Raw genomic sequence first — 13,315 nt, forward strand, 5'->3', positions numbered from 1 at the left:
ATTTCTCTGAATAAAAAAGTCGGCTTTTTTTTTAAACCACTTCATGCAAATTCAGAACTTTCTTAAGCAGGAGGGGTGTAATGAAATTTTAAACATCAGAACAGTCTTTAGGGGCCGGAAAAATAGATTTGTGTGATAAATAATTTAAAACATATTTATTGTATAAATCTGGCTGAATGATTAGCACGCAAATTAAGGGGTTTCTTACTAAAGCTGGCGCTATCTATCGATCTTATCTGTGAGTGAGGTAAGCCTTCTGAATTTTAAGGTTAATTTTATGTGTAACTGTTTTACATTTTCTTATCAGCCGTAATGTAAAAACACACATTTTTCCGGACAGGATATCCGCGCCGACGATTATCGTTATCGCTCGTAAACCGGCCCAGTAAAAAATTTTATAAAATTACGCGCGAAAGATTATAACTTCGTCTTTTCCTGCCGATAACGAGGAAAGTACTCGCCTCTGGGCGAATTCACCCTCACGGCAAGGAATACGTAATGAATATGCTTCGTAATTTCACCATCCGTTTCGTCCTGTTGGCGATACTGGGGATCTTTTGCGTCATGTGGGCAGGCGTGGGGCTTTACAGCACCTGGTCGCTGTCCCGTGTTTCTGATGGTAATGAGGTCGACCGCCAGCTGGTCAGGCAGATGACGGTGCTGAGCCAGGGTAACGATCAGTACTTCCGCTTCGTCACCCGCCTGAGCCGTGCGATGGAGGTCAAAGCGGCAGGCGGCACGCCGGATCTGTCCTCCGCCCAGCAGGCGCTGGATAACATGGGGAAAAAGCTGGCGGAGATGAAGGCGATCTCCCCGGGGCCGATGGATGAAAAAGTCTCTGCGCAGGTGATTTCCACCTGGCAGGCGCTGCTTGACCAGGGCGTAACGCCGCAGATGGCGCAGGCGAAGCAGGCGACGCTCGAAGGCTATCGTCAGCACGCTAACAGCGTCACGCCCCCCCTGAGCCGTGCATTCGGGGCAGCGGCTGAGAACTTCAACGATACCGCCGCGAAGGCGCTCGACAGCACGCGCGTTATCGTCGACGGCCTTACCAGCATGACCCGGACGGTAATTATCACCGCCACGATCGCGGGTCTGCTGATCCTGCTCTTCACTGACCGCTACCTGGTGGCAATGCTGGTAAAACCGCTGGAGCGCATCCGCCAGCAGTTTCGTCAGATTGCGCAGGGCGATCTCAGCCAGCCGATTGAGCCCTTTGGCCGCAACTGCGTTGGGCAACTGGTGCCGCTGCTGAGCGCCATGCAGGACAGCCTGCGGGAGGCGGTCAGCACTATCCGTTCCGGCAGCGAAAATATCTGGCGTGGCGCAACGGAGATCTCCAGCGGTAATAACGATCTCTCTTCGCGTACCGAAGAGCAGGCCGCCGCCCTGGAAGAGACCGCTGCCAGCATGGAGCAGCTCACCGCAACGGTGAAGCTGAATGCCGAAAGCGCGCGTCAGGCCAGCCAGCTGGCGGACGTGGCCTCCGGTACGGCCAGCCGTGGCGGCTCGCTGGTGGAGGACGTGGTGACGACCATGAGCGGCATCTCGGACAGCTCGAAGAAAATTGCGGAAATTACCACCGTGATTAACAGCATCGCCTTCCAGACCAACATCCTGGCGCTTAACGCCGCGGTGGAGGCGGCCCGTGCGGGAGAGCAGGGGCGCGGTTTTGCGGTAGTTGCAGGGGAGGTGCGTAACCTTGCCAGCCGCAGCGCGAACGCCGCGAAAGAGATCGAAGGGCTGATTGCCGATTCCGTTGCCCGCGTGGAGCAGGGAGCGCGGCTTGTGAACGATACCGGTACCACCATGGAAGCTATCCTGCGCGACGTGACCGAAGTGACCGTCATCATGAAGCAGATCGCCACCGCGTCGGAGGAGCAGAGCAAAGGGATTTCCCAGGTAGGCGTTGCCATCACGCAGATGGACGGCGTAACCCAGCAGAACGCCTCGCTGGTGGAGCAGGTTTCCGCCGCCGCCGCCGCGCTGGAACGCCAGACAGAAGAGCTCCAGCGCTCGGTGCAGAAGTTCCGCCTTACCGCGTAACGTCCGTGCGTCAGGCCGGAATGCCCGGCCTGACGCCCTTATCGCTTCCCGCCCTCGCTCTGAATAACCTCCGTGACCTGCGACAGCTGGCCGACCTTCACCTCGCTCGACCGCTTAAATTTACTTTTGTCGATGAGCAGCAGCGACTGGCTGGCGCGGCTTAACAGCAGCGCTTTATAGGCCGCGTTGTGCCCGGAGGGATCCCAAAGCACGCCCTGCTCGTCGACGCCCTCGCAGGAGAAGATGAACAGGTCTATCTCCAGCCCTTTAATCTGCGTCACCAGCGCCGGATTAACATAGCAGCGATACTTGCGCTCAAGGGTTCCGCCGGAGCAGATTAACGTGGTTCGCTTGCGCTTCGCCATCTCCTGGCAGATGGGCAGGCTGTTGGTAAAAACGGTGAGTTCGATATCCGGTAGCTGGCGCGCCAGATGAAAGCAGGTCGAGCTGGCGTCAAGGGCGATGGTCATCCCTTCGCCGATCCAGCTCAGCGCGTGGCGGGCAATATCGGCTTTGTCGGCATAATGGCTTTTCAGCCGCGCGCCAAAAGGCTCTCCGCTGTCGCGGCTGTCCAGACGGATCAGGCGCGCGCGTCCATGCTGGCGCAGGATCTTGCCCTGCTGCTGCAGGGCTTTCAGATCCCGGCGGATCGTCTCTTTGCTGACGGAAAGCTTATCCGCCAGCGCCTCCGTGGTCAGCCAGTCGCTTTTACTCATCAGGTTGAGGATGTTCTGCTGTCGGGTCTGCCTTAGCGTCTGGTCTGACATAAAAGATCCTTGCTGAGGAAACGGAATAAGCGGGAGTATGAATTTTTCAGGCCGTAAACCGCAACATCACGCAAAAAAAAAACCAGCGCGCAGGCTGGTTTCGATCGTGGTTTATCGCGTGTTGCTTCACCCGTTCGGGCGCCCGGCCACTTATCAGGCCTGACGTTTATCTTCCGTCTGGGTATCAAAGTCGCTTGCTGAATGGCGTTCATGCAGCTGCTCGTTCAGCTCGCCGCTGGTGCGGTTAACGATGCGTCCGCGCTTCACGGCCGGGCGATTCGCCACGTCTTTAGCCCAGCGCTGCACGTTGGCGTACTTCTCTGCATCGAGGAACTCGGCGGCGTTATACACGCTGCCCAGCGCCACGCAGCCAAACCACGGCCAGATTGCCATGTCGGCAATGGTGTACTCTTCGCCGGCCACGTAGCGCCCGCGCGCCAGCTGCTTGTCCAGCACGTCGAACAGGCGCTTGGCCTCCATGGTGAAGCGATCGATGGCGTACTCAATCTTCACCGGCGCATAGCTGTAGAAGTGGCCGAAACCGCCGCCCAGGAACGGTGCCGCGCCCTGGAGCCAGAACAGCCAGTTCAGGGTCTCCGTGCGTCCCGCCGGATCTTTCGGCAGGAAGTGGCCAAACTTCTCGGCCAGATACAGCAGGATACTACCGGACTCAAATACGCGCGTCGGCGGGGTGGTTGAGTGGTCGCGCAGCGCCGGAATTTTTGAGTTCGGGTTCACGTCCACAAAGCCGCTGGAGAACTGATCGCCCTCGCCGATGCGGATTAACCATGCGTCGTACTCCGCGCCCGTCACGCCCAGCGCCAGCAGCTCTTCCAGCATGATGGTCACTTTCTGTCCGTTCGGCGTGCCCAGCGAATACAGCTGGAGCGGGTGCGCGCCCACGGGCAGCGCTTTCTCGTGCGTAGCGCCTGAAACGGGGCGGTTGATATTGGCGAACGCGCCGCCGTTATTCTTTTTCCATTCCCACACTTTTGGTGGCTGATAGGTGTTCTCTGACATGTTGGCCTGCCTTTTTGGTGTTGTGTTGAGGCAGTGTAGCAGGAGATGGGGGGGGCGTTTAACGATGTGAGCGTAATGGTCGGGGCGGGTGTATGATAACGCCACCTCTGTCAGTTAATTACAACGTGCAGACGACGACAAATCCCACAAAAAATTGCCGCCTGCCTGTTTTAGGTTGGACACATGCGTAAAGGAACGTTAAGCAGTGATGCACCCTTCGGGACGTTATTAGGCTACGCGCCGGGTGGCGTGGCGATTTACTCTTCGAATTACGGCAGCCTCGATCCGCGTAACTACCCGGAAGACGCGGAGTTCCGCAGCTATATTGGCAATGAATACATGGGCCATAAATGGCAGTGCGTTGAGTTTGCGCGCCGCTTCCTCTTCCTCAACCACGGTTTTGTCTTTACCGACGTCGGCATGGCGTGGGAGATCTTCTCCCTGCGTTTTTTACGCGAGGTGGTGAACGATAACATCCTGCCGCTCCAGGCCTTTGCCAATGGTTCAAAGCGTCCGCCGCAGGCGGGCGCGCTGCTCATCTGGCAAAAGGGCGGGGAGTTCCACGAGACCGGCCACGTTGCCGTCATTACCCAGCTGCTGGACGACAGGGTGCGCATTGCCGAGCAGAACGTGATCCATTCTCCGCTGCCGATGGGGCAGCAGTGGACGCGCGAGCTGCGCCTTACCGTAGAGAACGGCTGCTACACCCTTCACGACACCTTCAACGATACCGAAATCCTCGGCTGGATGATCCAGACGGCGGATACTGAACACAGCATTCCTCAGCCGGAGATCGACGGCGAGCTGCTGAAGATCCGCGGCGCGCGGCTGAAGAACAACCGCCAGTTCGACGGAAAGTGGCTCAACGAAAACGACGCGCTGCAGCAGGCTTACGTCCGCGCGAACGGTCATGTTATCAACAGCGATCCGTGCCACTACTTCACCATCACCGGGAGCGCCGAGCAGGAGCTAATCAAAGCTACCAACGAGCTGCATCTGATGTACCTCCACGCAACCGACAAAGTGCTGAAGGACGACAGCCTGCTGGCGCTTTTCGACATCCCGAAAATTCTCTGGCCGCGCCTGCGCCTCTCCTGGCAGTGGCGTCGCCACCATATGATCACCGGCCGTATGGATTTCTGCATGGACGAGCGCGGCATTAAGGTTTACGAGTACAACGCGGACTCTGCGTCCTGCCATACCGAGGGGGGCCTGATCCTCGAAGAGTGGGTGAAAAACGGCTATCGCGGCAACGGCCATAACCCGGCGGAAGGGCTGCTGGAGGAGCTGACCGGCGCCTGGAAGCACAGCCACGCGCGGCCGTTCGTGCACATCATGCAGGACAACGATATCGAAGAGGATTACCACGCGCTCTTTATTCAGCGCTCGCTGATGCAGGCCGGGTTTGAAACCAAAATCCTGCATGGGCTGGGCGCGCTGGGCTGGGACGCTGCCGGACAGCTGATTGATGACGAAGGCCGTCACGTTAACTGCGTGTGGAAGACCTGGGCGTGGGAAACGGCGATAGAGCAGATCCGCGAGGTGAGCGAAACCGAATACGCCGCCGTGCCGATCCGCACCGGGCACCCGCAGGGGGAAGTGCGCCTGATTGACGTCCTGCTGCGCCCGGAGGTGCTGGTCTTTGAACCGCTGTGGACGGTGATCCCCGGCAACAAGGCGATCCTGCCGGTGCTGTGGCAGCTGTTCCCGAACCATCGCTATTTGCTCGACACCGATTTTGAGGTTAACGACCTGCTGAAGCAGACCGGCTATGCCGTTAAGCCGATCGCCGGACGCTGCGGCAGCAATATCGATCTCATCAGCGCTCGGGACGAACTGCTGGACAAATCCAGCGGCAGGTTTGTCGATCGTAAAAATATCTATCAGCAGCTGTGGTGCCTGCCGAAGGTCGACGGCAAGTACATTCAGGTCTGTACCTTTACCGTGGGCGGAAACTACGGTGGGACCTGCCTGCGCGGCGATGAATCGCTGGTGGTGAAGAAAGAGAGCGATATTGAACCGCTGATCGTGGTGAAGGATAACTAATTCGTACCAGCGACAAAAAAGCCCCCGCAGGTTACCCGGCGGGGGCTTTTTTTTACTGTTCTTCCTCGTCCTCCTGCTCGCTAATCTTCAGATCGATGATGCGGCCGATCTGGTCATGATAGACCGTCAGCAGGTTGTACTGGCTCATCTCCGAGATCAGCTGCGGTGAAACGTCAAAGCTTCTGGCAAGCTCGTCATGGTGCAAATAGCCCGCACGGCGGCGCCTCACGTGGGTACGTCGACGATTGTACTGATACCACAAAATCAGCAGCCAGCCGTTGAGCGCGGCGAGCAGCAGATAGATCAGCACCGTGTTAAAGGAAGCAATGATGTCTCCCCACCGGTACTCGCTCTCCTCGGTTAACTGCATCCACAGCCTGGCATACAGAAAAAACAGAAATCCTCCCCACGCCAGCAGGGTTAGCGCGGTATCGAAAAGGCGCGGCAGTAGCCGGTGTTCGGTCAAAATTAAGGTATTTTCGTTCATTGAAGACGTCCTTTTCCCCGGTCCGGGCTGATCCAGCGCGCGCGGGCGCGCTGGCGCTTAAGCATGACTTTTGGAAATGCAACGAGGGTGGTGAACAGGCCGATCATCCAGTAGACCATCGGGAACCAAATCACCCAGAAAAGCGAGCCTGCGACTTTTCGCTCGTACCGCCGCTCGATGTACAGGCTGACAAGAAACTGCATCAGGCACATCACGCCCAGCAGCAGCCCGGTAAACGCCGGTGGAAAGAGGGTTTCGACGGTCAGGTTGGCGGGCACCGGCGCGACATGGCTGATGATGAATAACAGTACCGTCACCGCGTAGGCAAACGCCCACAGCGTTGACAGCGCGTACTCCAAAAACAGGGGCCACATGCGATGGTGTTCCCAGCGCACGATCCGGCGAAGGTTGACCAGAAATACCTCCGCGCCGCCCTGCGCCCAGCGCAGGCGCTGTTTCCACAGGCCCCTGAGCGTCTCCGGCATCAGGATCCAGCACAGCGCCCGAGGCTCGAAAAAGATATCCCAGTGGCGCAGCTGGAGCTTCCAGCTGATGTCGATGTCTTCGGTGATCATGTCCGGGCTCCAGTACCCGACGTCCGCCAGCGCCTGGCGGCGAAAGGCGGCGATAACGCCCGAGACGGTAAAGACCCGTCCGTAGATCCGCTGCGTCCGCTTGATAAGCCCAATGATGGATGAGAACTCGCCCACCTGAATACGGCCTATCAGCGTCGAGCGCGTGCGGATCCGCGGGTTGCCGGTGACGGCCCCAACGTGGGGATACTGGATCAGCGGCGCCACCAGATACGCCGCCGTGTCGCGGTCGAGCAGGGCATCGCCGTCAATGCAGACCAGCAGATCGCCCCGGGCCGCCGCCGCCCCGGCCTTGAGCGCTACGGCCTTCCCCTGGTTCTCCGCGAGGTTAATCACCCGCAGGCGCGGCTGCTCCAGCGCGAGCTGGTGCAGCACCCGGGCGGTGTTGTCGGAAGAGCCGTCGTTAATGGCGATAACTTCAATATTTTCGTACCGCTGAGCCAACGCGGCGCCGATGGTCTCTCTGGCATTCCTTTCCTCGTTGAAGCAGGGAATAAGGATAGAAATTAACGGCTCACCGGCGAGCGTCGGGGCTGGCGTTTCTTTGCCCCACGGCCAGCGTCGTTCGAGCTGAAACCAGAAGTAGAGACCGCCGGTTATCCACAGCACGGACATGAACAGCGGCCAGAAGAACACAAAGTCCAGGATCAGCTCGCCGGTAAACAGGGCGGCAACGCCTAATGGCAGCCCGAACACCAGGCATAAAATAGAGAATGCGATAATGCGATCAGTCATTGTCAGGATACCAGTAGGAAGATAATTCAGGCCTGATGCGGGACATAGCAGGCTGGTTGTTAATGAAATCGTCGGGGTAGTAGCCGTAGTTTTTGACGCCGTTCAGCTGGAGCACGCGCATCCACTCCACCAGACGCTCGTCGGGAACGGGGCGCTGCGGTTTTTGCGACCAGTCTTTTGCCTGTAGTTCAAAAATGGTCTTGTTGAGCGCACCGGGCCGCGCGGCGACGGCCTTAACCAGGCGCGTCAGCCATGCATTGCTCTCCTCTGCCGGGACGGACTCCATCAGGGGCATTGCCATCGGTACCGTCCAGTCATAGGCCGCCAGAAAATCGTCAAGATTCTGCGCAAACCACGCTTCGCTTTCGGGTTGCAGAATGGGCAGGACGAACATATTGCGCGCGGTTTTGGTTTGCGGGCCGCGGATGTCCTTTACCGCCCGGCTCAGGGCCTGGGTAAACCCAATAAGCAGCTGGCTCCTCTGGCGCGCGGTATTCTGCCCGGCATCGTCAACGTCCGTCAGCACCGCGTCGTCATGGAACACAATCCCGTTGAAGCTGGCATGCCGGGCTAAATCTTCATAGATTTCCGTCACCTGCTGGCGAACCCGCGGGTCCCATGGCGAAAGCCTGATGTAGGGGGCGGTGGCGTCGTGCAATGTTCCTGCCTGGCGGTCCCGACGCTGAACGCGCGGCAGGGAAGGATCGAGATCGAACGAGAGCACCGGCATCCACGCGAAGACTTTTACGCCTGCCCGGGTCTGGAGCTGCCAGGAGACAAAATTAAAGAGATCGGCCCGGACCGGCAGCCGGCGGTTGGGGAAATAGAGCGCTTTGATTTTGCCGTCGCCCTGCGGGTCGGCAAACGCCTGGAGGAAAACATGGCTTATTTTCATGTCGTAGACCCGCTGGACCAGCTTGTTGATATTCCGGGTCTGCTGGGCCGGGTCGGGATCGTAAACGTAGTCGAGATCGACGTGCATGACGCGCACGGGATCGTGCTCCTGGATCTGGCTGACCGTACTGGCAAAGGTTTTGAGCGAGGGATTTCCGGCAATCAGCAGGCGGGGAATGCTGCTGAGGTTGCGCACGTCCCCCAGCCCGTCCTCCAGGGTAAAGGCCAGCCGGTAGCCCTGTTTTTCGGCAATGGAGAGTGACGTGCCGTTGGCTGCACCGTACGGCCAGACCCAGGCGCGCGGCGCTTTTCCGGTTACCCGGGTGATTTTATCCGTCACCTTGCGGACGTCATCGCCTATCCGCTGGCTGAACTGCGCGTCAGTTTCATAGCGCCCCGTCGCCTTATCGTAAAAGCGGCTGGCGATGGCCGGTTCGCGGCTGCCCTGCGGGTTGGCCGGGATGCCGTAATGTGAGGCCCAGGTATGCGAGCCGATTTCAACCAGCGGGGAGCGGCTTAACTCGCGCACCATGTCCCACGTCGCGAACCGATCGCGGGGCGTCATCAGCCCTCCGAAGTTAACTTTTTGATTTTCCGGCGTATCCACCCAGCTGCCCACCGGCGCCCACAGCGCAGGAACGTTCCATGCCTGAAGCAGCGGCCAGACGCGGGTATAAAAGCTGCTGTAGCCGTCGTCAAAGCTGAGCAAAAAGGCTTTCGGCGGCAGCGTTTTCTTTCCGTCATGGGCATCAAGAATGTCCTGCACGCTGATGGCGCGATAGCCGTTATGCAAAAGCCAGCCGATCTGTTCGTTTAGCGCGCTGGTGCGAACGGAGAGGTAGCGCTGGTCGGCGGCATCATCCTCTACGTCGTGATAGGCGAGAACCAGAAACTGGTTTTTCGGCCAGGGCTTGCTCGCCTCCTGCTGCGGCCTCTCTTTGGGCGCAATAAACGAGATCGCCTGCGCGCAAACGCTCGCGCTGAGGCAGAGGCAGGCGATGAGTAACAGTCTCACGGAAAAACGTGTGTTCAGCATATTCATCCTTAAAAGCGTAAAGTCGCATCAAACGAGACGGAAAGATTGCTTTCGCGTTTGCCGTCGTAAGGGCGTTTATCCCAGTTCAGCATCACCCCGGTATCAATGACGTTATTCCACTGAACGCGCTGCCCGTAGCCCAGCAGGGTAACGGCGCCAGGCGACTGATTTTTCTGCCAGTATCCGCCGCCGCCGGCCACAATCTGCTGGCTCCAGAGGGTGTCGTAGTGGCGGTACATCTCATGGTCAACGGACAGGGCTGCCGTGACGGAGAGATCCCGCTCGGGGTTGTAATAGAGCGTATCCCGCAGGCTGTTTTTGCTGGCGGCGATCCCCGGTTCGAGATCCAGCGTCAGGGAGGGGCTTTGCCAGAGACGCTCTTTCCCCGTGAGGGCGTATTCCTGACGGCGGTTATGGTCTGAGAAGCGGCTAACGGCGGCGCTGAGCCGATACTCCCGGCGCTCGTTCTGGTACCAGCGCACTCCGCCTTCGCCCCGGTTCGCGCCGATCCCATTGCGGAGCGCCCGTAAGGGCGTGGTGCGGGACAACCGTTCGAGGCTACCGCTGACCTGCCAGCTATCGTTGAGGCTGTAAGTCGTTGAGAGCCGGGCACCCGGCGTGCTTTTACCGTGATAGCGGTTGCTGGAGAGTTCGGCCTCGAGCGTGAGGTCGCGGGGCCGCCATTCAACGCCGCCCAGCAGGTGGCGGCTGATGCCTTTACCTTCGTCAAAATTGCCCTGCGCATAGCGGGCGCCGGCAAACAGCCGCCAGCTATCCGCCACGGGCGGGCCATAGAGCGTGGCGTCCCAGCTCATGTCGTGGCTGCCGCTGACGGGATTGTCCGAGTGCAATCCTTTACCCGCGTTCAGACGCAGTTCAGGCATGTGGTGGACCGCTCTGAGCCTGTCCAGACGGCGGGCGCTGCGATCGTCGGGCGCGCGGGCTATCACGTCCTCAGCCAGTAAATCCATCTGTCGCCACTCCTGAAGGTCCATTGCGACGTAAGCCTGCTGTTTCTCAAGCTCCAGATTCGAAGGTTCTAGCGCCTCCGCTCGCTTAAGCTTTTGCTCGGCCGCGCGCGGCAGGCCCCTGGCCTGAAGCAGGGCGGCATAGTCAATCTGTAACCCCTGATTGCCCGGCGCCGTTGACGCCAGACGATGCGCCAGCCTTTCGGCCTCCGGCAGGGCGTTGGTCGCCAGCAAATAGTTAAATGTGAGCGACTGCCCGGTAAGCCACCGATCGTTCGGCTGAGCGGTCGGGGACCCGAAGTCGTAGCGGATCCAGGGGACGCTGCGGGTCTGGCGCTCAACGTAGCGGCGGGCGGCCTGGTACTGCCCCGTATCCAGCCAGGCGTAGAAAAGCGCGTGCTCCTCGTCCTGCGGATCGGAGGCGTACCGTGGATAGCGCTGCAGAAGCGAGAAGGCGGCGGCGGTGTTTTTCTCCTGCAAATACGCGGAGATCGCCCAGCCGATGGCCCACTCCGGCACCGGATGCCGTGCGGCTGTCAGCGCCTGGTATTCACTAATGACCTGCCGGTAATCACCGTGCGCGTACAGCGCGCCAAGCCGATCGATACGGGCAAGGATGACGTCTTCAGCCGCCTGCGGCTCGCTTTGCCAGCGGGAAAGCAGGGCGTGGTAACGATCTAACGCGTTTTGCGCCAGCCGCAGGCGCTCTTTCTCCGTTCTGCCGGGCACGTCCGCCAGGCGAACCATTTCGGCAGCGGCGTTACGCTCAAGGCGGCGACGCTCCGCGGGAGACAGCACCGCGCTTCGTGACAGCCGGAGCGCGGGCGTGCTTACCCGGTTATCCGCTAGCGCATCGATCGTCTCGCGAAGAAGGGCCGTATTCCCCGGTGCGGCGTTCAGCGCGCGCATGTCCGCCAGCAGCCGATCCCAGCTTTTTCCCTGACGCATCCAGACATAGGAGAGCGTCTCAAGGTGCGCGGGAGAAGGATCGTCCTTAACCATCTGCCGGGCTTCCCGAAGCGCGAGGCGATCCATGCGGGCGTCGGCCAGGGTCTTAACGTAGCCGATGCGGTAATCGTCGTTATCCGGCGCAAGGCTGCGCGCCTCTTTCCACAGCGTTAAGGCGGATGGCCAGGCTTTTTGGTTTCTTCTTGACTGCGCGACGGCAGCGATGGCGCGAGCGGGCAGCGGCATATAGATGCCATAACGCTGCCAGACCTGAATAACCTCGTCATCGCGGCCTGCCCAGGAGGCTACCTGTAACCAGTCCGCAACCCGTTCGGGCGTTAAAGCATGCTGCTGCTCGTAGCGCTGTACATAATCAAGAAACAGAGCGTAATTACCGTTACGTGCCTGTTGAATCTGATGCTCATAAACGGATTCATCAGCCTGAACCAGAACAGGAAAGAGTAATACCAGGAACAATAATATTGTGGTGCGATAAAAGAATAACGTAGTGAAGCGAAGCGATCTTTCCATATCTATTTGCCATTTGTTTATCATGAATCCATTGCATAACACGGCCGCCTTTTAACTCAGCGTTAAAGGCCATAAAGGAAAACATTAAATCTGAATGATGTTACGTTATGGGGTACTTACCTAAAGGTAATTATGAGCCCTCCGCACAGTGGTTCGGTTGGGGGTAATGTACACCTGATGTGTTGGGGGATAAATAAGCTAAAAAGCGGGTGGGAGGTTTTGAGATAATTCTGGAAGCAAGCGGTTTTTTAGATAATCAAATACAAGGAGTTTGTTTTTAAGTTGTTGATATTAATTGTTTTTTCTTTCTTGTTTTTCCTCTTATCTATATTCGAAATGAAGTTCTGCTCAGTTAATTAAAGAACTTTCCGGTGCATGTTTGGGAAGTTTCATGACAAAAATTCTTAATGTTAAGGGAAGTGACTTTTCTGAAATTCTTTTTTATTTATAATTAACGCAAGCCATTGAGTGATAGTCTACAAAAAGTCTGGCTCACCAATGCGCATATTGAGGGATGATCAAAGCCAGAATACATTTGCCGTTAATGTAAAGCGCTATAAACGAAAGCGTTCTTCTTTCTTAAGAGGCGGGCTTGCTATAATCTAAAAGGGATGGTTAGTGGCGACTTCAATAGTGTTAGTGACTCAGGATTGTTTCCTTGTCAGGGGGATGCGGCTATTTTTCCCGGATATAATTTGCCTCAGTTCGATTGACAGAAACATATTTGATACCGGTGCAGATGAATATACTGTACTGATTGATAGCCGTACGCCGCTCCGTTTATATGATTACCTGATACGCCATCCGGCCAGAACGAGAAAAACGATCTGCTGCGTTATGCTGGATATGGGCCATCGGGATGAGGATCTGCTCAGTATGAAGCTGTTTATGAACACGTCGCTTACGGCTCCGGATATGGCGTCGTTATTCAATCTGGTGCTCGATATGAAAGGCAGGCGTCTGACAACCAAATGGCTGCTTAACTTACGGCTGAGCAGACACGAAGCGATAATGCTGCGGTTGCTGAAGGCAGGGAGGTCGATGGAAGAGATTGCAGAGAAGCTGAATATGTCGGTCAAAAGCCTGTACCGCAAGCGAACGATGCTGTCGGAGCGGTTAGGGGCGGGGAACTTCAACGAAGCGTGTTTGTTTATCTTTAAAAACAAACTGCTGGACGCGGTTGGGAACGATCCCTAGCTTTGTCAGAAGCCAAAAGCAAAAACCCGCCACGAGGGCGGGTTCGT

Annotated in this window: 9 protein-coding genes; 3 read left to right on the forward strand and 6 right to left on the reverse strand. The window is 57.7% G+C overall.

Annotated features, from left to right (window positions below; genetic code table 11):
• The first annotated feature begins 498 nt into the window (after nucleotides 1-498).
• On the forward strand, nucleotides 499-2,046 hold the full coding sequence (locus IM304_RS00915; protein ID WP_176609491.1) for a methyl-accepting chemotaxis protein: 1,548 nt from the start codon (nucleotides 499-501) through the stop codon (nucleotides 2,044-2,046).
• 38 nt (nucleotides 2,047-2,084) lie between these two features.
• Here IM304_RS00915 and fucR read toward each other — a convergent pair whose 3' ends face one another.
• Both fucR and yghU read right to left on the reverse strand, forming a co-directional pair.
• Nucleotides 2,085-2,813 carry an L-fucose operon activator gene (gene fucR / locus IM304_RS00920; protein ID WP_193354975.1) on the reverse strand — a complete coding sequence of 243 codons (729 nt, stop codon included), beginning with the start codon at nucleotides 2,811-2,813 and terminating at the stop codon, nucleotides 2,085-2,087.
• A 153-nt stretch (nucleotides 2,814-2,966) separates the two neighbouring features.
• On the reverse strand, nucleotides 2,967-3,833 hold the full coding sequence (gene yghU / locus IM304_RS00925; RefSeq protein ID WP_193354974.1) for a glutathione-dependent disulfide-bond oxidoreductase: 867 nt from the start codon (nucleotides 3,831-3,833) through the stop codon (nucleotides 2,967-2,969).
• A gap of 183 nt (nucleotides 3,834-4,016) precedes the next feature.
• On the opposite strand from yghU, the gene gss reads away from it, so the two are divergent.
• Complete coding sequence (gene gss / locus IM304_RS00930; protein WP_193354973.1) at nucleotides 4,017-5,879, forward strand: bifunctional glutathionylspermidine amidase/synthase; 1,863 nt, start codon at nucleotides 4,017-4,019, stop codon at nucleotides 5,877-5,879.
• A gap of 52 nt (nucleotides 5,880-5,931) precedes the next feature.
• Here the strand turns inward: gss and pgaD are convergent, their stop codons facing one another.
• Genes pgaD through pgaA form a run of 4 tightly spaced genes read right to left on the reverse strand, consistent with a single transcriptional unit; the run spans nucleotide 5,932 to nucleotide 12,071 of the window.
• The gene (gene pgaD / locus IM304_RS00935; protein WP_193354972.1) at nucleotides 5,932-6,366 is read right to left on the reverse strand and encodes a poly-beta-1,6-N-acetyl-D-glucosamine biosynthesis protein PgaD; all 435 of its coding nucleotides are present in this window, start codon (nucleotides 6,364-6,366) and stop codon (nucleotides 5,932-5,934) included.
• A complete protein-coding gene (gene pgaC, locus IM304_RS00940; protein ID WP_193354971.1) occupies nucleotides 6,363-7,694 on the reverse strand; it encodes a poly-beta-1,6-N-acetyl-D-glucosamine synthase in 1,332 nt (443 codons plus the stop codon). Before pgaC ends, pgaD begins: the two co-directional genes overlap by 4 nt.
• Nucleotides 7,687-9,624 carry a poly-beta-1,6-N-acetyl-D-glucosamine N-deacetylase PgaB gene (gene pgaB, locus IM304_RS00945; RefSeq protein ID WP_193354970.1) on the reverse strand — a complete coding sequence of 646 codons (1,938 nt, stop codon included), beginning with the start codon at nucleotides 9,622-9,624 and terminating at the stop codon, nucleotides 7,687-7,689. Before pgaB ends, pgaC begins: the two co-directional genes overlap by 8 nt.
• An 8-nt stretch (nucleotides 9,625-9,632) precedes the next feature.
• Nucleotides 9,633-12,071: a poly-beta-1,6 N-acetyl-D-glucosamine export porin PgaA gene (gene pgaA, locus IM304_RS00950; protein ID WP_193354969.1), complete on the reverse strand. Its 2,439-nt coding sequence runs from the start codon at nucleotides 12,069-12,071 to the stop codon at nucleotides 9,633-9,635.
• A gap of 669 nt (nucleotides 12,072-12,740) precedes the next feature.
• On the opposite strand from pgaA, the gene IM304_RS00955 reads away from it, so the two are divergent.
• Nucleotides 12,741-13,268 carry a LuxR C-terminal-related transcriptional regulator gene (locus IM304_RS00955; protein WP_148418646.1) on the forward strand — a complete coding sequence of 176 codons (528 nt, stop codon included), beginning with the start codon at nucleotides 12,741-12,743 and terminating at the stop codon, nucleotides 13,266-13,268.
• Nucleotides 13,269-13,315: the final 47 nt, after the last annotated feature.

It is taken from the genome of Enterobacter cloacae complex sp. P40C2, assembly GCF_014930695.1.
GTDB classification, from domain to species: Bacteria; Pseudomonadota; Gammaproteobacteria; order Enterobacterales; family Enterobacteriaceae; genus Enterobacter; species Enterobacter pasteurii.